The following is a 20,056-nucleotide window of genomic DNA, read 5'->3' as shown; positions in this document are numbered from 1 at the left end:
CGGCAAATGGCAACGCCGCCATATCCGCGCACGATGGTTGGCAAACCGCCGTTGGCAACTGGTTTGCTTGTAGCCACGCTTTGCACCGCGCCTGCCACTGGGCCAACATGGCAGAGGCATTGTCCACACCGTACAGCTTGGCAAGGCTTGATGCCATAGGCTGCTTGCCACATTGCGCCAATACCGCCGCACTTAGCTTGCCTGTACCACAGCCGACATCCAGCCAGCAATTTGGCAACGTTTGTTTGGGTAAAACCGTTTGATTGGTTGATGCGTGTACCGCTATTTGCCGCGCTAGCTGAACAGCAGCTTGCGACTGAATCGGCGTGAGCGCGTCATAGTCGGTGGCGCAGGCATCAAAATTTGGCAAGTGGGCGGCGGTTAAGGGCGTAGCAGCCAATGCAATTCCTCATGGTAGTGGCATTGGCTGTTGCTTGGCAAAACGTCACCAAAGCCTATGAAGCGACGGGGTTTTGCAAGGTTTGCTCAACCAATGCTTTGTAATTGTAGTTGGCTTGGCTCAAGTAATCAATGCCGCACGGCAAATCACCAATCCAATTTAAAAACTTATCGATGGTCTCATGCCCAACAAACGCTTTACCATGTTGTGGCACAATCATCTCAACATCAAGCTCACGCACGGCATTTGCCCATAGGCGTGTGACCTTGTTGCTGACCATATAGCGACGATGAAAGCCTAACATCGATGGCACATGCGCGTCAAAATCCTCAACAGGCACGTGTGGGTCGCCCATCAGCGACGCGCCCATATCCCCTGAAAACAAAATCTTGCTAATCGGGTCATAAAACTGAAAATTGCCCTCAGAATGCAAAAAGTGTGCAGGCAAGGCAATCAGCTGGGTATTGCCAAGCTTGAGTGACGCGCCTGTATCGGGCAGCGAAATCAGCCGCTCCATATAGCCAACTTGTAACCGCCCTGTGTTAAACGCCGAATTTAAATGCGGCAAAAAGCGTTCCCACAGCTTAGAGATGACCACCGTCGCGTCGGTGTGCAGCAGCCAACGCGGTAGCGACGCGATAATGTCGGGGTCTTGGTGCGAGCCGATGACATAACGCACATGACGAATGTCGGTGTGTCTAAGCAGCGCGAGCGTCAGCGGCGTATAAGTCAAATCCCCGCCTGGGTCTATCACCGCGCCGTGGGTTTCGCCGTCGTTGCTGTGCAGCACTAAAAACTGGTTGGATTGTACACCATCGCCTGCGACCAAGTCGCTAAATACAATCACCTTGTGGTCACCGTTGTCAAAAATTACTTGCCCTGCCATATTCACCTATCTTAAAAAACGCATTGGTAATCAATGCGTTATCAAATTTATCCCATACAATATAACGTGTGGCGTGAACAAAATTTATCCACACTTGGTGTGAGGTATTATAGCACCGTTGCGACTATTTCCCCAATACCAGTCATGAATTATTGTGATGTGATGCTGAGGCTTAAAAAGCGTTGTTACCGTCTACTCAAGCGACAAAATTTGGCTAAAAACCGCCCAAGACCAACCATTTGGCGGTGTTTGGTGGTATGATAGCGGCTATTTTAAGGCACAAAATATACAGCGAGCATAAGAGCGAAATAATGGCAGACGATACGGGCATGATTTTGGCGTTAGATAGCGTGTTTGCGCAGTGTTCGGTGGCGTTGGTCGATACGGCAGGGCAAACCGTTGCCGAGCAGACGCTAGCAGGTAACCGCGCGCAAACCCAACAGATTTTGCCATTGGTTGATGACGTGTTGCGTTCGCAAGGTGTGCAAGTGGCGGATATGACAGCGATTGCGTTTAACCGAGGGCCGGGCGCATTTAGCGGTATTCGGATTAACACGGCAGTGGCGCAGGCATTGGCATTTGCTCACGATGTGCCGTGTGTGCCTGTGTCAAGTTTGCAGGCATTGGCGCAAACTGCTTGGCAGGCGCATGGCTTGGCGCAGGCGTATGCGGTGCTAGATGCGCGTATGCAGCAGGTGTACTTGGGCGCGTTTGCGCTGGATGCCGCCACAGGCTTGATGCAGCCTGTGATCGAAACACTGACCGCCGAAGCGTCGGCTAGATCTACCCCCGAGCCAAATGCCGAACGCTTAGCCGATTATGGTAGCCAAACGCCGCAAACTTGGGCATTGGTCAAAGACGGGGCATTGCTTAGCCCACATGACAATCAGCCTGTTATCACAATCGACGCGCCCAGCGCAGCGGTAATTGGGCAATTGGCGGCAGCACAATGGGCAACAGACGGCGGTGTGCCTGCACAGGCGGCATTGCCTGTGTATTTGCGCCACCATGCTTGGAAAACTCTTGCCGAGCAACAAGCCGATAAAGCCAAACGCAATGCTTAACTGTTGTGTTGGTTTTGGATTTTATAACTTGATCACATAGAGTGCGTGTCGATGGATTTAATTTTACTCTTCAAATCAGCGGTGATGGGTGTGGTTGAGGGGGTGACCGAGTTTTTACCCATCTCAAGTACAGGTTATTTGATTTTATCCGCCGATGTGATGCGGTTTTGGACGCCCGAAAAGCGCGATTTGTTTATTGTGTTTATTCAGCTGGGCGCGATTTTGGCGGTGGTGTATCAGTACTGGGGGCGGCTGTGGAACGCGCTGATGGGACTGATCACAGGGCGCGCCGAGGGCATGACCAATCCGCGTCAGTTGGGGCTATCGCTGATTGCAGCCACCATTCCTGTGATGGTTTTGGGCTTTACGGTCAAAGATTATATCGAGACGCTGTTTAATCCGCTGTTGGTTGCGGTGATGTTAATCATCGGCGCGTTGCTGATTTTTTATGTTGAGCGTCGCCCACATATTATCAAGGCGCAAGAGGCAGAAAACATCAGCATACCACTAGCGGTAGCGATTGGGCTGTGTCAATGCTTGGCGTTGTTGCCTGGTACGTCACGCTCAGGCGCGACCATTATCGGTGCGTTGTGGTTGGGCACATCGCGCAAAGCAGCAACAGAGTTTTCGTTTTTCTTGGGCATTCCTGTGATTGTTGGGGCAGGTTTGTTGGCGCTCATCAAGCACCATCACGTTTTGACCTCAGCGCAAGACTGGGCGGTGATGGCTGTCGGCACGTTGGTGTCGTTTATCGTCGCGCTTGGCTGTATTCGTTGGCTGGTGGCGTGGGTCAGTCGACAAGATTTCACCATTTTTGCGTGGCTGCGTATTGTCACAGGCGGGATTGTGCTGGTGGCGTATTACGGTTTTGGCTACCAATTTGCGAGCTGATCATTTGATGCCGCCAATGCTTGATGTGTATGTGGTGCAAGCCGATGCCGCCACGACTGAGCGTTTGTCACCTATACAAACGGTGTTGGCGGCTTATCCCAACGCGCCAACGCTAATACCAAGGGTTTTATCCAGTGCAAAAGCTCGGCTCAAGCAAAAAGACTTGCAGCAGCTGCCAAGCGGTTGTTTGTTATTAGAACATGATGGGCTAAGCTTGCTGAGCTATGGCACAAACCAACAACCGCTGCGCGTTGCGCCGCATTGGCTCAGTTTGCAGCAGCGCGTGGTTGCGGCAGGCAAAAAATCTGAGTTATTGCTCAAAGCCGCCAAAATCCAACCCTCAATGCGCGTGCTGGACGCAACGGCAGGATTTGGGCACGATAGTTTGATTTTAGCCAGTACAGGCGCAAGTGTCACCATGCTAGAGCGTGAACCTGCGCTGTTTGCGTTATTGGCATTTGAACGGGCAGATATGCAGCAGCACGCGCATTGGCACAAGCTGTTGGCGCGGCTAACCTTGTATTTTACCGATTTTACCGCATGGCAAATGCCCAACGATTTGCCAGCGTTTGACCGTGTGTTGCTTGATCCGATGTTTCCCACCGCCAGCTACGCCAGCGCGGTCAATAAACACATGCAAGCCTTACACACGCTCACCCTTGCGCCCAATTTTGCTGAGCAAATCGCCTTACTTCAGCACGCAGCAAACGTACTCACCAATGACGGCAGAGTGTTGGTCAAACGCCCGAAAACCGCGCCATTTTTAGCCGATTTGCCGCCACAGGACAGCACGACAAACACTTTGATTCGCTTTGATAGCTATCACAAGGCAGAGATTTGGCAGCGTTGTCGTGACTGGCTGAATTAACGCTGTGGTGCGGTATCGCTGTCGGTGGCTTTGGGTGCGTTGGGGTCAGCAGGTTCATTGTCAATGACTTGATCGTTTTCACTGATATTATCCATACCAGAATTATCTACCGCGCCTTCTAGCGGTTCGCCATCTGCGCCCGTGGCAGCAGGCAGCTGGTCATTTACAGGCGCGTCCGCGCTTGCGGCATTGGCATTGACGTCAGGACCTGCGTCTAATGCGGCGGTATTTTCGTTGATTAGCGGCGGCGCGTTGTTGTCATCATCGGCAGGTGCGGCAGACATCGGCATGACCTGCGGCTCGGTGACGGACGCGGTGGTGGTTTCGGCGGCTTGCTCGTCGTGTTTTTGGCACGCGCTCAAACCGCTAACGGCGGCTACGGCGACGACAAAGCCCAACCAACGTGATGTGTTGCTAAACATGGTTCACCCTTTAAAATATCACAATTAAACTTAGCTTGGCTGTACGCAATCGACCTACACCCAATCGGTTAGGCGATTTTGCCATGGCATTGTTTGTATTTAAGCCCCGAGCCGCATGGACAAGGTGCGTTACGACTAATCGGCAAGCCTGCGTACGGGTTTTGTACCGCGTCTGTCTCGTGGTTAGCGTCAGTTGCATCAGGGGTAGACAAGACGACAGGCGCGCTAAATTGATAATTCACACTACCGCCGCGATTGGCGCGCGTTTGGTTGTCTGTGGTCGTGTCGGGGTCTGCGCTGACTTCGCCTGTCAAGCTGTTGATCTCTTGGTGCTCAAAGTGCATTTGCATGGCAGCGGCTTGTTCTTGGCGTTGGCGTTCAAGCTCGGCAAGCTCTTCTGGCGTTGGGATATGCACGCGTGATAGGTCTTGTACGGTGTCGGATTTGATCGCGCCCAGCATTTGTTGGAACAAGGTAAACGATTCAGACTTGTATTCTTGTTCAGGATTTTTTTGTGCATAGCCGCGTAGGTGAATACCTTTACGCAGTTGATCCATCTGGTTGAGGTGCTCTTTCCAATGCCGATCAAGGCTTTGCAGCATAAATACGCGCTCAAGATAGGCGGCGGTGTCCTCGCCCATTTGCTCGCGGCGCGCGCGGTAGTTGAGTAACGCGGCATTGATGATTTTGTCACGCAAGCCGACTTCATCTAGGCGTTTGTCCGCATCTAGCCAGTCATTGATCGGCATTTGTAGGCGAAAGTTGTCCTCAAGCTCGTCCTCAAGCCCGTCAATATCCCATTGGTCATCAACCGACCCTGGTGGCACAAATTGGTCAATCAAAGCGTTGTAGACTTCGGTGTGCATACCTTCAACCGCGGCTTGTAAATCGCTTTGTGCCAACAGTTCGTCACGCTGTTTATAAATCACTTTGCGCTGTTCGTTGGCAACGTCATCGTATTTGAGCAAGTTTTTACGCGCGTCAAAGTCACGGTTTTCTACTTTACTTTGGGCGTTTTCAATCGAGCGCGACACCATTTTGTGCTCAATGGCTTCATCTTCTTTAAGCCCCATCGCGCGCATCATATTGACCACGCGGTCACCTGCAAAGATACGCATAAGGTCATCTTCTAGTGACAAGAAAAACCGCGACTCACCTGGGTCACCTTGTCGCCCTGCCCGTCCGCGTAGCTGGTTGTCAATACGGCGCGATTCGTGCCGTTCTGAGCCGATGATGTGTAAGCCGCCTGCCGCCAAGACTTGTTGGTTACGCGCCTGCCATTCGGCTTTGTAGGCGTCGCGCAGCTCGTCGGTGACGTGGTCAAATTTGGCAAGTTCAGCCTGCCAGTTACCGCCCAAGATGATATCCGTACCGCGCCCTGCCATGTTGGTGGCAATCGTCACCGCATCGGGGCTACCTGCTTGTGCAATAATATCAGCCTCGCGCTCGTGCTGTTTGGCGTTGAGCACGTTGTGGGCAATGCCTTCGGCGGTTAGTAGCTCAGACAATACTTCACTGGCTTCAATCGTCGCCGTACCGACCAAAATCGGCGCGTGGCTTTCTTTGATACGTTTAATTTCGCGGATAATGCCTTGATACTTGCCCATTTTGGTCAAGAAAATTTGGTCATTTAAATCTACGCGCTGAATGGGTTTGTGCGTTGGGATTACGACCACATCAAGGTCATAAGTTTGTTTAAACTCTGCCGCTTCGGTGTCCGCTGTCCCTGTCATGCCAGACAGCTTGTCATACAAACGAAAGTAGTTTTGAAAGGTGGTGGTAGCCAAGGTTTGGTTTTCGGCTTGAATCTCGACGTGTTCTTTGGCTTCGACGGCTTGGTGTAAGCCTTCTGACCAACGCCGCCCTGGCATGGTGCGCCCCGTGTTTTCATCGACGATGATCACCTCACCGTCTTGTACGATGTAGTGAATGTTTTTGACAAACAAATGATGGGCGCGGATCGCAGCTTGCACGTGCGCCAATAATGGCAAACGCGCCGCGCTGTATAGGCTTTCGTTTTCGCTAAGCTCGCCTTTTTCGACCAAAAACCGCTCGATTTTTTCATAGCCTTTTTCGCTGATTTCGATTTGACGGTTTTTTTCATCAATCCAAAAGTCTTGCTCCAAATTTTCGCGGTTACCTTCTTCGGTCTCTGAGCGTTTTAGGCGCGGAATGATGGTGTCGATCAGTGTGTACAGTGCGGCTGAGTCTTCTGCTTGTCCCGAGATGATGAGCGGCGTACGTGCTTCATCAATCAAAATCGAGTCGATTTCGTCAATGATACAGTAATTTAAGCCGCGTTGTTTTTTGTCCTCAAGGCGTTCGACCATATTGTCGCGTAGGTAGTCAAAGCCGTATTCGTTGTTGGTGCCATAGGTGATGTCGGCGGCATACGCGGCAAACTTTTCTTGTGGGTCTTGTTGGGCATAAATCACACCAACGGTAAGCCCCAAAAACTCAAACAACGGGCGGTTGAGCTCTGCGTCACGCTGTGCCAAGTAGTCATTGACGGTGACGACGTGCACGCCTTTGCCGCTGATGGCGTTTAAGTAAATCGCCAGTGTCGCCATCAAGGTTTTACCCTCACCCGTGCGCATTTCGGCGATTTTGCCTTCATGCAAGGTGATACCACCAATCAGCTGTACGTCGTAGTGGCGCATGCCCAACACGCGGCGTGAAGCCTCACGACACACGGCAAACGCTTCGGGCAAGAGCGCATCAAGGCTCTCACCGCCTTCATAGCGTTGTTTGAATTCGGCGGTTTTTTGGGTCAAGTCACTGTCACTTAACGGGCTAATGCTTGGCTCTAAGGCATTGATTTTATCGACCAGTTTGCGCATTCGCTTGAGTTCACGGTCATTTTTGCTACCGATGACTTTACCTAACATTTTGCCGAGCATTGCAACGTCCTAACTTGATGAAACCTAAATTGGCTAAAAAAGATGGTTTGACAACGCGGCTCAAACGCGCGGTCAAATTTTGCTATTATATATGGGTTTTTGGTTTTAAGATACAAGGTTTGAGGGGATAACACTTGTTAGGCATTGAGCACTCGTTGTATTGACGCTGACTACAGCTTGGCTGATATGCCGACATTTGCCATCAACCCATTGGATTTTTTGCCAATGGCGCCATCTAAAGGATTTTATTTTTGCCCCATTCAGCGATTACAATGCCCACACCGCCCATGAACACCGCCGCACCATCTAACACCGCCAACAGCCACCTGATCGATTTGTCGCAGCACACGCCGATGATGCAGCAATATCTGACGCTCAAAGCGGACTATCCGCACGCGCTGCTACTGTACCGCATGGGCGATTTTTATGAGCTGTTTTTTGATGATGCCAAAATCGCGGCGCAGATTTTGGGTATTACCCTGACCAAACGCGGCAGCGACAAACAAGGCAACATCATCCCGATGGCAGGCGTGCCATTTCATTCGGCAGATGGCTATATCGCGCGGCTGATCAACGCTGGGCAAACCGTGGTGATTTGTGAGCAAGTCGAGGAAGGCACACCCGACGACAAGCCGAGTGACAAAACACACCCCCAAAAAACCAGCAAAGCCAAAACCAACAAAAAATCCACCGAATCCACCAGCAAAGCCAACCAAAAGCTGATGGCGCGTAAAGTCGTGCGCACCCTCACCGCAGGCACGCTCACCGATGATAGCTTGATTACCCACGGGCAAACGCCAACGGTGTTGGCGCTGTGTTTTGCCAAGTCACCGTTGGCGGTTGGATTGGCAGAATTGGACTTAAGCCAAGGCGGCATTCGTGCCAGTTACCTGACCGCTAACAGCCTAGCGGATATGCAGCATCAACTGAGTGCCGAGCTGATGCGCTATGACCCAAGCGAGGTGCTGATTGATGAAGCATTGACTGACGCGTGGCAGACGTGGCTGCAAGATGTGCTGACCCAAACATCACTCAATGCAACCACTGCCGACAAAACCGTGCCCATCATGCGCCAGCCGCATAGCCATTTTTTGCTTAGCAACGCCGAGGCGCACCTCACCGAACACCTCAATGTAACCACGTTGGCAGGTTTTGGACTGGCAGATAAGCCTGAGAGTATTGCCGCAGCATCGGTGGTGCTGCATTATGGTAAACACACCCAACAAGCAGATTTGGCGCATATCAGCCATATTCGGCTAGAGCAAGCGGCAGATTTTTTGCAGCTTGATGCCATCAGTCAGCAGAATTTAGAAATTTTTAAACCTGTACTGGCATCGGGCGTTACGTTATTGTCCGTCATTGACCATTGCCGCACGCCGATGGGCAAACGCGCGTTGGTGCACCATTTGCACCGACCCTTGCTCAACATCACACTGATCAATCGCCGCCTTGATGCGGTTGAGCAGCTGATGGCATTGCCGCCGAGCGATTTTGCTGCGCTATGCCAGACGCTATCGGCAATTGGCGATATCGAGCGCATCGGTGGACGCATTGGGCTAGGTTCGGCAAAGCCGACCGATTTGGTCAAACTGCGCCAAAGTTTGCTAGACGCGACCACCCTAAGCGGTCAGTTGGCAATGTGGTTTGGTGATTTGATTGCCACCCACACCACGCTCAATGCCGATACGCCGCTGTTGCCGATGCTTGCCAAACAGTTGCCTGAGGTGGGTGCAAATGACGCAACAGGACAAAATGCCGATATATTTGCCCAGCTGATCGCCTTGCTCAAGCAAGCCATCCAAGACGTACCGCCCAACCACACCCGCGACGGTGGCGTGATCCAGACGGGTTATGACCCTGAGCTCGACAGGCTGCGCCATTTGCATGACAATGTTGAAGAAACGCTTGAGCAATTGGCGGATAAAGAACGCCAAGCGCACAATTTGCCCATCAAAGTCGGTTTTAACAAAGTCAGCGGCTTTTACTTTGAATTGAGCGCGGCACAAGCCATGCACGCGCCTGCCCACTTTAGCCGCCGCCAAACCCTCAAAAATGCCGAACGCTTTATCACCGAAGAGCTCAAAACCCTTGAAGAGGCGTATTTATCCGCGCAAAGCCAAGCCATCGCGCGTGAAAAACGCCTGTATGACGAGCTCATGGGGCAACTACAAGGGCAACTGCCTGCCCTACAGCGATTGGCGCGTGCGATTGCTTACCTTGATGTGTTGGCAAACTGGGTCACGCTGACCCGCCTTGATGATCTGAGCGGCGGTGCGTCGGTGTGGTGTCGCCCAACCTTTGGCAAGCGTCTGGCATCCAATGCCGATCAGCCAGCGGCTTATCTTGACATTCAAGGCGGACGCCATGTGGTGGTGGAAGCCAGCCTAGCGCGTCACCAGCACAGCCACGCACCCCGCGAGGGCTTTGTGGCCAACGACTGCCAACTGGGCACGCCTGCCCAACCTGAACGCCTGATGCTGATTACCGGCCCGAACATGGGCGGTAAATCAACCTACATGCGCCAAACCGCGCTGATTGTGCTGTTGGCGTGTTGTGGCAGCTTTGTGCCTGCGCAAGCGGCGGATATTGGGCGTATTGAGCGCATTTTTACCCGTATCGGCTCGGCCGATGACTTGGCAGGCGGCAAATCAACCTTTATGGTAGAAATGATAGAAACCGCCAATATCCTGAACCAAGCCCACGCCAATGCGCTGGTGCTGATGGATGAAGTCGGACGCGGCACCAGCACGCAAGATGGCTTGGCGATCGCCTACGCGTGCGTCAAGCACTTGGCAAGCCTTGGCTGTCTGACGCTGTTTGCCACACACTACTTTGAGCTGACCGAACTTGCCGAAAGCCACCCTGCCATGTTCAACCAACACGTGGTCACGCAAGAAGTCGCAGGGCAGCTGCTGCTGATGCACAAAATCGCCCACGGCAGCACCCACCGCAGCTTTGGGCTACACGTTGCCAAGATGGCAGGCGTACCCAACGCTGTGCTGGCGATGGCGGCGCAGTATCTGCAAGACCATGCCGAGCCACGCGCTCAGCCCACTGCGCAGGACAACGCTATAACCAATGCTACAACCAATGAGACAAGCCTCGCCACGTCTGCCCCTGTACTATCTGCCAAGCAAGCCGATGCGTTGTCACAACTTGCCGCGCTTGACCCCAACGCCATGACGCCCAAAGCCGCGCTTGAATTTATTTATGCGTTAAAAGAATTGTTAAAAACGGACTAACGCGCTACAATACCGTGTTATTTCTTTTGCATTTTTGCTATTTTTACGCACAATTTTTTGATAACTGATAGCTTAAGGTAGCCGCCGCTATGACCTTTGTTGTGACTGATAATTGCATCCGCTGCAAATACACCGACTGTGTGGAAGTGTGCCCTGTGGACTGTTTTTATGAAGGGCCAAACTTTCTTGTCATCAATCCCGATGAATGCATTGACTGCGCGTTGTGTGAGCCTGAATGCCCTGCCAATGCGATTTTCTCAGAAGACGAAGTGCCTGCTGGGCAAGAGCAGTTTATTGCGCTCAATGCCGAGCTATCTGAGCAATGGCCCAATATCACCAGTATGCATGAGCCACTGCCCGATGCCAAAGAATGGGATGGTGTGCCCAACAAATTGCAATACCTTGAACGCTAGAATTTTTTATAGCACACCCATAGCCCGATGACGATATCGGGCTTTATTTTTGCCAAGTGTACAAAAATTGGCGTATGTTATAATACCTATCTCTGCCTGCAATTTGCTTAACTTAGACAACTTATTAAAATTTCCGAGATTTATTCATGAAGTTTTGTTGCCATCCTGACACTGCCCAGCAAGCAGGTGTCACCAACCATGCCCCAACATCAGCAGACACCGCACCCACCAACCACGCACCGCATAATCCTGCCAATTTTCGCCTAACGCCGCCTGAATGTTTGCCCTACAAAGCCCAACAAGCGGCTAACCAACAACGCCTAAGCCAGCTGCTTGGCAAGCGCGTGTTGTTTCTTGATGGCGCGATGGGTACAGAAATTCAAAACTATAAGCTGCAAGAAGCCGATTATCGTGGCAGCCGCTTTGCTGATTTTCACCGCGATGTCAAAGGCAACAACGACCTGCTGGTGCTGACCCAACCGCAGATTATCCAAGCGATTCATAGAAGCTATTTGGCGGCAGGTTCGGATATCATTGAGACCAACAGCTTTAATGCGACCCAAATTTCGATGTCGGATTATGGCATGCAGGACTTGGTGGTTGAGATCAACCGCGAGGCGGCGCGTATTGCCCGTGAGGTGTGCGATGAGTTTACCGCGCAAAACCCCGACAAGCCGCGGTTTGTCGCAGGTGTGATAGGCCCGACATCGCGCACCGCATCGATTTCGCCCGATGTCAATGACCCTGCCTATCGCAACGTGACTTTTGATGAGCTTGCCGACAACTACACCGAGGCTGCGCTTGCTTTGATTGAAGGCGGCGCCGATTTGCTGCTGATCGAGACCGTGTTTGACACCCTAAACGCCAAGGCAGCGATTTTTGCGGTGCTCAAGGTGTTTGATACCATCGGCTACCGCTTGCCGATTATGATTTCAGGCACGATTACAGACGCATCGGGGCGTACACTGTCGGGGCAGACGGCAGAGGCGTTTTACAATTCGGTACGCCATGCCGAGCCGCTTTCCATCGGTTTTAACTGTGCGTTGGGGGCTGACGCGCTACGCCCCCATATCAAAACTTTGTCCGATGTGTGCGAAACGTTCGTTTCTGCCCACCCCAACGCAGGTTTGCCCAATGAGTTTGGCGAATACGACGAAACGCCCGAACAAACCGCGGCGATGGTTGGTGAGTACGCGCGTCAAGGATTGGTCAATATCGTCGGTGGCTGCTGTGGTACGACGCCTGCGCATATCGCGGCGATTATCGCGCAGGTCAGCCCACATACGCCGCGCACGCGGTCTGCCTATCAGCCTGCTTGCCGTTTGTCGGGGCTTGAGGCATTTAACATCACGCGTGACAGCTTGTTTGTCAATGTCGGCGAGCGCACCAATGTCACGGGATCAAAGAAGTTTTTACGCTTAATCAAAAATGAAGCCTACACCGAGGCGTTGGACGTTGCCCGTGACCAAGTCGAAGGCGGTGCGCAAATTGTTGATATCAACATGGATGAAGCCATGCTTGATAGTCACGGCGCGATGGTGCATTTTGTCAATCTCATCGCCAGTGAGCCTGATATCAGCCGCGTACCGTTAATGATTGACTCCTCTAAATGGGATATCATCGAGGCAGGGCTAAAATGTACGCAAGGCAAGTCGGTGGTCAATTCAATTTCGCTCAAAGAAGGCTATGACGAATTTGTCCAAAAAGCCCGTTTGTGCCGCCGTTATGGCGCGGCGGTTATCGTGATGGCGTTTGATGAAAACGGACAAGCCGACACCGAGGCGCGCAAAATCGAGATTTGTCAGCGCAGCTATGACATTTTGGTCAATGAAGTTGGCTTTCCCAGTGAAGACATCATTTTTGACCCCAATATTTTTGCCGTTGCCACAGGGATTGAGGAACACAACAACTACGGCGTTGACTTTATCAACGCCACGCGCTGGATTACCGACAATCTGCCCAATGCGATGGTATCAGGCGGCGTGTCCAACGTGTCGTTTTCGTTTCGCGGTAACCCGATTCGTGAGGCGATTCATGCCGTGTTTTTGTACCATGCCATCAACAACGGCATGACCATGGGCATTGTCAATCCTGCCATGTTGGAATTGTATGACGACATTGACCCTGCCGTGCGTGAGGCGATTGAGGACGTGATTTTAAACCGCAAGCAAGGTGCGTCAGGTCAAGAAGCCACCGACCATCTGATGCAAGTGGCGGAAAGCTACGCCAGCGGCAAGAAAAAAGACAACGTTGCGGATTTGTCATGGCGCAATGAATCGGTGGAAAAACGTATCGAATACGCCTTGGTCAAAGGCATCACCACTTATATCAACGAAGACACCGAGGAGGCACGGCTCAAGTTACCGCGTCCACTGGATGTTATCGAAGGCCCATTGATGGACGGCATGAACGTCGTCGGCGACTTGTTTGGCGCAGGCAAGATGTTTTTGCCGCAAGTCGTCAAATCCGCGCGCGTCATGAAGCAAGCCGTGGCATGGCTCAACCCATTCATCGAGGCGGAAAAAGTCGCAGGCGAATCCAAAGGTAAGGTACTGATGGCAACCGTCAAAGGCGACGTGCATGACATCGGCAAAAACATTGTCGGCGTCGTGCTTGGCTGTAACGGCTATGAAATCATCGACCTAGGCGTGATGGTACCGTGTGAAAAAATCTTACAAGTGGCAAAAGACGAAAACGTCGATGTCATCGGGCTGTCAGGCTTGATTACGCCAAGTCTTGATGAAATGGTATACGTCGCCAAACAAATGCAGGAGCAAGGCTTCAGCATTCCGTTGATGATTGGCGGTGCGACCACCTCCAAAGCCCACACCGCAGTCAAAATCGAGCCGAATTACCAAAACGACGCGGTGGTGTACGTATCTGATGCCAGCCGTTCGGTCGGTGTTGCCACCATGCTACTGTCCAAAGACAAGCGCGATGACTACATCGCTGAGCTGCGCCAAGAATACAGCGAGGTGCGCGAACGCCTTGCCAACCGCCAACCCAAAGCCGCCAAACTATCCTACGCCGAATCCATCGCGCAAGGCTTTCGCTATGACTGGGACAACTATATTCCACCCGTACCCAAACAGCTGGGGCAAGTGGTGTTTGATGACTACCCGTTACAAGACCTTGTGCCATACATTGACTGGACACCGTTTTTTATCTCATGGGGACTGGTCGGCAAATACCCGAAAATCTTTGACGATGAAGTTGTCGGCGCTGAGGCGCGTGACCTATTCGCCAACGCACAAGCCATGCTTGATGACTTGATTACCCACAAGAAGGTCACCGCCAAAGCCGTAATCCGCCTTGCCCACGCGCGCCGCACCGCGCCCGACACGGTAACCGTGTATGACAACGCAGGCAATGCCGAATTCGCCTTTGAGTATTTGCGCCAACAGTCTGACAAAGCCAGCGGCAAGCCCAACTACAGTTTGGCTGATTTTATCTCCCCAACTACCGCCAACGGCAGCGATTATTTGGGCGGCTTTACCGTGTCTATCTTTGGCGCGGACGAGCTTGCCGACGCGTACAAAACGCGCGGTGATGACTACAACGCCATCATGGTGCAAGCGTTGTGTGACCGTTTTGCCGAGGCCTTTGCCGAGTCGCTGCACGAACAAGTGCGCAAGGTGTATTGGGGCTACCAACCCGACGAGCAGCTGAGCAACGATGAGCTGATTAAAGAACGCTACGTTGGCATTCGCCCTGCGCCCGGCTATCCAGCTTGCCCCGACCACACCGAGAAAGGTAAGCTGTTTGATTGGCTAGATACCACCGTTGCCATCGGTACTTATTTGACCGAAAGCTACGCGATGTATCCGCCATCAAGCGTATCAGGCTTTTATTACAGCCACCCCGACAGTGACTATTTTAACGTGGGCAAAATCAGCCAAGACCAACTCGCCGATTATGCCGCGCGTAAAGACTGGGATTTGCCAACCGCGCAAAAGTGGCTCAATCCAAATTTGTAGCCGTTTAAATAACAATTTATTAAAAAAACAGTCCGTTATATGGGCTGTTTTTTTTATAGCATAGTGTATTTAATTTGCTATATTTTGCGCTTATAATTATAAATGAATACTTGATAATTAAAAAATCATGCCCATTGATCGTAAGCTGTATGCAGTACGGTGTTGATGCGGTGATCAATTGTGATGAGGCAAAACTTTTTTGTCATTGCGCGTTAGCGGCTTGTCGGGAGGCAAGATGAAGCAATTAGGCAAGGTGGGTGTGGTGCTACTGGCGTGGGCGTGTGGGTCGTCAGTGTGGGCGGCGGTCAGTGGCTTAGGTACGTTTACGCTTGATGGCGGCACATCGGTGCCAATCAGTCAAGGCGGTAGCGTATCGGGGCGTTATGTGGCAGCAGATGGCGGCGGCACAGGACGCTTTACACTCACGATGAACGCAAGTAACGGCTATACCCTGCCTGCCACGGTGACGGGCGGTAGCAATGGCTTGATGATTTTTAACGATCAAAACAATAATTCTAATGACAAATTTAGCTACACCCTCAGCCTAACGCCTGACAACCCAACGCTGATTAATACTGTTAAAATCACCCAAACGCCAACAGGTTATAGCCAAGTAGATGGCAACAGCGAGCTTGCGCGCCAAACGCTGTCTTATACCAATGATGCTGCCACAGGTAGCACAGCCGTTGCAACAGTCGCCGCAAACCCTGCTGTACCGCTATTTTACAATGCCATGGGCGATATGTTTATGGGACAGGTTGGCGAGAGGAGAACAGGACTTTTAGGCCTCAATTTTTTTACTCAAAGACTGTATAGTCAATCATTTATCAGTAATGTATCACAAAGCGAACCCCAGCTACGTGTAGATTCCAACACTTCCTTTTATTTCTACCGTCTGCCCGATTTTGCACCCCTTACAGGCACGGCATCGACAAGCGGTAACAAATACAGTACCAACAACACGGTCACTTTTATGCCGAATAGTGATACCACTTGGTTTGTAAAAAATGAAATTCCTTTAAATTACGATTCTGCATATGGCGGAGTACCAAGTAATCCGACAACCATCAATGAGTTAGCTGCTTTAACGAATTTAACCAAGCCGATAGCATTGACAGAGGGTAGCACAATCGCAAGCGGTAGCAGTTATTTAAGCTACGGTGTGGAGAACGTCTCCTCAAAATACATCATCAATGTAAAAAACCCTAAGAGTGTGACCTTAAATTATCAAGGTATTATGATTGGCAGCAGCAATAGCAAACAGAGCACCAAGGCGGTAGGCGAAACCGCGAACGAATTCATCACCTTTGGCATCGAGAGCACCGCGCCAAAATACTACATCGCAGGCAAAGTATTCAACGACACCAACAAAAACGCCCAACTCGATGCAAACGAATCGGGCATTGCAGGCGCACGAATCGCGCTCACCGATTGTAACGGCAAAAATCTAGCCGTTGGCAACAATTCTGCCAATCCCACCACCAGTGCTGCCGATGGTGGCTATAGCTTTATTCTTGACAGCCTACCGACCAACAAAAACGTGTGTCTGGTAGAAACCAATCCGCCAGACTACCCCAGTGATACCACCAAAAACACCATCGCGCTGACACTGGCTAGCGACAAATACGAATACAAAAACCACCACTTTGGCGACACCACCAAAGAAAACGGGCTTTTGGTGCTAGAAAAATACCACCAAATTGTTGATTGCAACACGCCAAGCCTGCGCGCGCTTGACGGCGGTTTTGTCCAATCCGTGCTGACAGCAAAAGGGCAAACCCAGTGTATCGCGTATCGGATCAAAGCCAGCAACACAGGCACTCTGCCGCTTGATCGGGTTGTCATTACCGATAAGTTACCCAATGATCGTGGGCGCATCTCAACATTACGCGCCACGCCAATGGCAAAGCTCTGTATTGGTGGGGTTTTAGATGATCATTGCAGCAACACACGGGTGCAGGCAAATGTTGATAACACGGGTATCACGACAATCAGCACCCAGCCGTTTATGTTAGCACCCCGTGGTCAAACCAATTCGACGGCTTACCTGTATTTTAATACGCTGTATCAGATTAGGTAGTAAAAACGGCGTTTTATCGTTTTTTTGTGTACTTTTGTTGATGTATTAGCTAGAATATTTTGTGATGTAAAATCAATTTTGCCTAAAAATTGGTTGGTGATGGACGATATGGTACAAAACGTTAAAGATGATGGTAGCACGCGTCGTTGGCGCACACGGTTGGTGGTGGCGGTTTTGGCGTTGATGGCTGCAGGGCAGGCGAATGCCGCTGTAACAGGCTTGGGTACATTTAATACGCCTACGAAAACGGGTGATACATGGACAGGTACGTTTAAAACTGATAACGGTGTAACAGGTAGTTATAAGCTAACACTTATTAGAATCAATGGCTACAATGGTGCAACAGTAACTGGCTCTTCCAACGGGCTGGAAATTAAAAATAATGGCGATAGTAGTATTCACTTTGATAGATTCTCGTATCGGCTAGATGTCACACCTGATGCTGCATTCACCAATATTCCACTTACGGTTAAGCTTACCCAAACAGGTAATACCCAAGGTGGTAACTCAGAAGTTGCCAAACAAACGCTTAGCTATACCCAAGGCCCAGCAGCTATATCTGTATCCGCTAAGCTCACCTCTAACCCTAAAGTTACGCCAGAATATAACGCCATGGGTGATTATTTCATGGCAACTTATCGAGGTGTTTCTAATAATTATCATCAAATTACAAGCAATAATACTAGCATCACCTTAGAGCAAATTCGCTATGATGATTCTAATAACTCAAAGCTTTACTTTTTTCGCTTCCCAGATCTAAATGTTTATGGAAATCCTACTGTAGGCGCAACAAACCAAGCTATTCAAATATCAACAAAACAAACTGCATTGACTTTTAAGAATCAACGTGAACACTGGGGCGTATTACCACCTAGCAGCGTCACCAACGGCTATAACATTGATGACTATTTTAAGGATAGATCTACACTGAACGCCAATACCTATCAGGCAATGCCTGCTGGCACTAACATTAGCAGCGGTGGTAGCTATGTTAGTTATGGTATGCACAACAGCCAATCTAGCTATATCATTGATATCATCAATCCTGCGAGTGTCACCATTGACTATCAAGCGATTATGAACGGTAGTAGCCAATCATCAGGCAATACTGTTGGCGAAACCGTTAATGAATGGATTACCTTTGGCATTACTAGCCCCGCGCCTTTTTATAGCATCTCAGGCAAAGTCTACCATGATGCTAACGCCAATGGCACACTTGATAGCGGTGAAACAGGGCTTGGTGGTGTAACCGTCAAGCTCACCGACTGCAATGGCACAACAAAAAACACCACCACCACCGCAAGCGATGGCAGCTACAGCTTTAACCTTGGCACCAGCCTGCCAAGTACCGCCCTATGCGTGGTCGAACCCAACAACCTGCCCAACTACCTTTTTGATACCACCCCCAATACCATCAAACTGGCATTGTCGAACACCCAATACAGCTACCCTAATAATAACTTTGGTGACAGCACCATCAGCCCATTGACGCTCAACAAATACCAAGCCGCCAATGACTGCAACATCACCAACTTAACAACGCTGACTTATTCCAAACAACCCATCAGCTTGACAAAAGAACAGCGTGGTCAATGCATTGCCTACCGTATCGAAGCAGTCAATACAGGCAGCACAGCATTGACCAACGTGGTGATCAATGACCCCTTGATGAACGATGCCCAGCGCGTCAATAAACTCTATACCCAATCTGCACAGCCAACCTTGTGCGGCAGTGACAACACCAGCAGCAGCACCTGTGACACAAAAAAAGCAAGCTACAACACCGACGAGCAAGGCGTTACCACTATCACCACCAGTGGCTTTGGTCTGCCTGGCAGCGGCAACAACAAATCGGCAAATTTATACTTTAATACCAAATATCAAATTAAATGATTGGCTTATCGGTGATTTTATTGAAAAACACGCATGATACCCCATTATCACTAGCTCTTTTGGCCACTTTTGCCTATGCCAAATTGCGTAGCCATTTGACCGTTATGCACCAACCAACGTTGATGTTTTTGGATAACCTTGCCGTTGGCAACCCATACATTACCATTTATCGAAAACTCTGCCGAATTACAAAATAGTGTTTGGCAATACGATGGGCAGCGTATATAATTACACGAAACCTACACAATAGGGGTTAAAATGTTACAAAATTCTATCACAAAACGCGCCATGCAGTTTGCCACTGGTGCGATCATTGCAGGGGCTATTATGACCCATGCCCAAGCCGCTGACGCACTGAGCGTCAAACTCCAAGCCAACCAACTGGTCATGCAAAACGGCAAACCCGTGCTCAAAGCAGTTACCCGTGCCAATAGCGGCGATGTGATCCAGTACTCTGCCACCTACCGCAACAACATTGACAAACCAATGACCAACCTTGCGGTGACCTTGCCAGTACCTACCAGCATGGTTTATATCGGCGAAGCATCGCCCATGCCAACGCTAGCCACCCTAGATGGCAAGACATTTGAGGCTATCCCAATCAAACGGATCATCAATGGCAAAGAGGTACAAATTCCTGCAAACCAATACCGCGCTGTGCGTTGGGTAATTCCAAACTTGGCAGCCCAACAAGAAGCCACCGTGAGTATGAATGTCAAAGTGCGCTAATAGCGCAAGATCAAGCCTGCCAACTGACAAATTTTGGCACACTTGACTGACGAAAGTGACAAAAATGGTAGTGTGGTGTCGTTTCAACAGTGGGGCGATCCCCAAAGCGACAACAAAGTGTGAGTAAAGTGCCAATGATGGTGCAAAAACTGGTTGCAATGATGGTAACAACGCAACCTTTTGTAACTCAGCTTTTTAACTATTTTAAACTGGGTCGTTTAATTTAACTGCTTTTAGGAGCATCAATGAAAAAATTGTCTTTTAACCAAAACATCCTCACCGCAGGCGTTG

At 50.5% G+C, this 20,056-nt stretch carries 13 protein-coding genes; 9 read left to right on the top strand and 4 right to left on the bottom strand.

The window, feature by feature from the left end:
* Nucleotides 1-400, bottom strand: a 400-nt coding sequence (locus MA2_RS09465; protein WP_156470945.1) for a class I SAM-dependent methyltransferase, incomplete at its 3' end; no start/stop codon positions are given.
* Nucleotides 401-455: 55 nt separating this feature from the next.
* Nucleotides 456-1,286 carry an oxygen-binding di-iron domain-containing protein gene (locus MA2_RS09460; RefSeq protein WP_067059228.1) on the bottom strand — a complete coding sequence of 277 codons (831 nt, stop codon included), beginning with the start codon at nucleotides 1,284-1,286 and terminating at the stop codon, nucleotides 456-458.
* 311 nt (nucleotides 1,287-1,597) lie between these two features.
* On the opposite strand from MA2_RS09460, the gene tsaB reads away from it, so the two are divergent.
* Genes tsaB through MA2_RS09445 form a run of 3 tightly spaced genes read left to right on the top strand, consistent with a single transcriptional unit; the run spans nucleotide 1,598 to nucleotide 4,109 of the window.
* Entirely contained in the window at nucleotides 1,598-2,350 is a 753-nt protein-coding gene (tsaB, locus tag MA2_RS09455) for a tRNA (adenosine(37)-N6)-threonylcarbamoyltransferase complex dimerization subunit type 1 TsaB (protein WP_245945296.1), read from the top strand.
* A 51-nt stretch (nucleotides 2,351-2,401) separates the two neighbouring features.
* Nucleotides 2,402-3,241, top strand: coding sequence for an undecaprenyl-diphosphate phosphatase (locus tag MA2_RS09450; protein WP_067059226.1), 840 nt, complete (start codon nucleotides 2,402-2,404; stop codon nucleotides 3,239-3,241).
* Between the two features lie 7 nt (nucleotides 3,242-3,248).
* The gene (locus MA2_RS09445; protein WP_067059224.1) at nucleotides 3,249-4,109 is read left to right on the top strand and encodes a class I SAM-dependent methyltransferase; all 861 of its coding nucleotides are present in this window, start codon (nucleotides 3,249-3,251) and stop codon (nucleotides 4,107-4,109) included.
* Here MA2_RS09445 and MA2_RS09440 read toward each other — a convergent pair.
* Together MA2_RS09440 and secA are read right to left on the bottom strand one after the other, a co-directional pair.
* A complete protein-coding gene (locus tag MA2_RS09440; protein ID WP_067059222.1) occupies nucleotides 4,106-4,531 on the bottom strand; it encodes a hypothetical protein in 426 nt (141 codons plus the stop codon). The two genes, MA2_RS09445 and MA2_RS09440, sit on opposite strands and share 4 nt — an antisense overlap.
* 68 nt (nucleotides 4,532-4,599) lie before the next feature.
* Nucleotides 4,600-7,431: a preprotein translocase subunit SecA gene (gene secA, locus MA2_RS09435; RefSeq protein ID WP_067059220.1), complete on the bottom strand. Its 2,832-nt coding sequence runs from the start codon at nucleotides 7,429-7,431 to the stop codon at nucleotides 4,600-4,602.
* 272 nt (nucleotides 7,432-7,703) lie between these two features.
* On the opposite strand from secA, the gene mutS reads away from it, so the two are divergent.
* From mutS to MA2_RS09400, 6 genes are all read left to right on the top strand, one after another.
* Entirely contained in the window at nucleotides 7,704-10,673 is a 2,970-nt protein-coding gene (mutS, locus tag MA2_RS09430) for a DNA mismatch repair protein MutS (RefSeq protein WP_115254021.1), read from the top strand.
* 89 nt (nucleotides 10,674-10,762) lie between these two features.
* Nucleotides 10,763-11,086: a ferredoxin FdxA gene (gene fdxA / locus MA2_RS09425; RefSeq protein ID WP_067059216.1), complete on the top strand. Its 324-nt coding sequence runs from the start codon at nucleotides 10,763-10,765 to the stop codon at nucleotides 11,084-11,086.
* A 146-nt stretch (nucleotides 11,087-11,232) separates the two neighbouring features.
* Nucleotides 11,233-15,063 (top strand): methionine synthase, encoded by a 3,831-nt coding sequence (gene metH / locus MA2_RS09420; protein WP_067059214.1) that lies wholly within the window; start codon nucleotides 11,233-11,235, stop codon nucleotides 15,061-15,063.
* Between the two features lie 235 nt (nucleotides 15,064-15,298).
* Entirely contained in the window at nucleotides 15,299-17,143 is a 1,845-nt protein-coding gene (locus MA2_RS09415) for a hypothetical protein (RefSeq protein ID WP_067059212.1), read from the top strand.
* Nucleotides 17,144-17,242: 99 nt separating this feature from the next.
* Nucleotides 17,243-19,036: an SdrD B-like domain-containing protein gene (locus MA2_RS09410; RefSeq protein WP_067059210.1), complete on the top strand. Its 1,794-nt coding sequence runs from the start codon at nucleotides 17,243-17,245 to the stop codon at nucleotides 19,034-19,036.
* Nucleotides 19,037-19,294: 258 nt separating this feature from the next.
* A complete protein-coding gene (locus MA2_RS09400) occupies nucleotides 19,295-19,765 on the top strand; it encodes a DUF11 domain-containing protein (RefSeq protein WP_067059206.1) in 471 nt (156 codons plus the stop codon).
* Nucleotides 19,766-20,056: the final 291 nt, after the last annotated feature.

It is taken from the genome of Moraxella atlantae NBRC 14588, from assembly GCF_001591265.1.
Taxonomy (GTDB): Bacteria; Pseudomonadota; Gammaproteobacteria; order Pseudomonadales; family Moraxellaceae; genus Faucicola; species Faucicola atlantae.
The sequence above is the reverse complement of the archived record's forward strand: the minus strand, read 5'-3'. Positions and strand labels throughout refer to the sequence as shown.

Coding starts and splice junctions, on each gene's coding strand:
- MA2_RS09415 (WP_067059212.1), top strand. CDS start 15,299: ATGAAGCAATTAGGCAAGGTGGGTGTGGTGCTACTGGCGTGGGCGTGT.
- MA2_RS09450 (WP_067059226.1), top strand. CDS start 2,402: ATGGATTTAATTTTACTCTTCAAATCAGCGGTGATGGGTGTGGTTGAG.
- MA2_RS09400 (WP_067059206.1), top strand. CDS start 19,295: ATGTTACAAAATTCTATCACAAAACGCGCCATGCAGTTTGCCACTGGT.
- MA2_RS09440 (WP_067059222.1), bottom strand. CDS start 4,531: ATGTTTAGCAACACATCACGTTGGTTGGGCTTTGTCGTCGCCGTAGCC.
- fdxA (WP_067059216.1), top strand. CDS start 10,763: ATGACCTTTGTTGTGACTGATAATTGCATCCGCTGCAAATACACCGAC.
- MA2_RS09410 (WP_067059210.1), top strand. CDS start 17,243: ATGGACGATATGGTACAAAACGTTAAAGATGATGGTAGCACGCGTCGT.
- tsaB (WP_245945296.1), top strand. CDS start 1,598: ATGGCAGACGATACGGGCATGATTTTGGCGTTAGATAGCGTGTTTGCG.
- secA (WP_067059220.1), bottom strand. CDS start 7,431: ATGCTCGGCAAAATGTTAGGTAAAGTCATCGGTAGCAAAAATGACCGT.
- metH (WP_067059214.1), top strand. CDS start 11,233: ATGAAGTTTTGTTGCCATCCTGACACTGCCCAGCAAGCAGGTGTCACC.
- mutS (WP_115254021.1), top strand. CDS start 7,704: ATGCCCACACCGCCCATGAACACCGCCGCACCATCTAACACCGCCAAC.
- MA2_RS09460 (WP_067059228.1), bottom strand. CDS start 1,286: ATGGCAGGGCAAGTAATTTTTGACAACGGTGACCACAAGGTGATTGTA.
- MA2_RS09445 (WP_067059224.1), top strand. CDS start 3,249: ATGCCGCCAATGCTTGATGTGTATGTGGTGCAAGCCGATGCCGCCACG.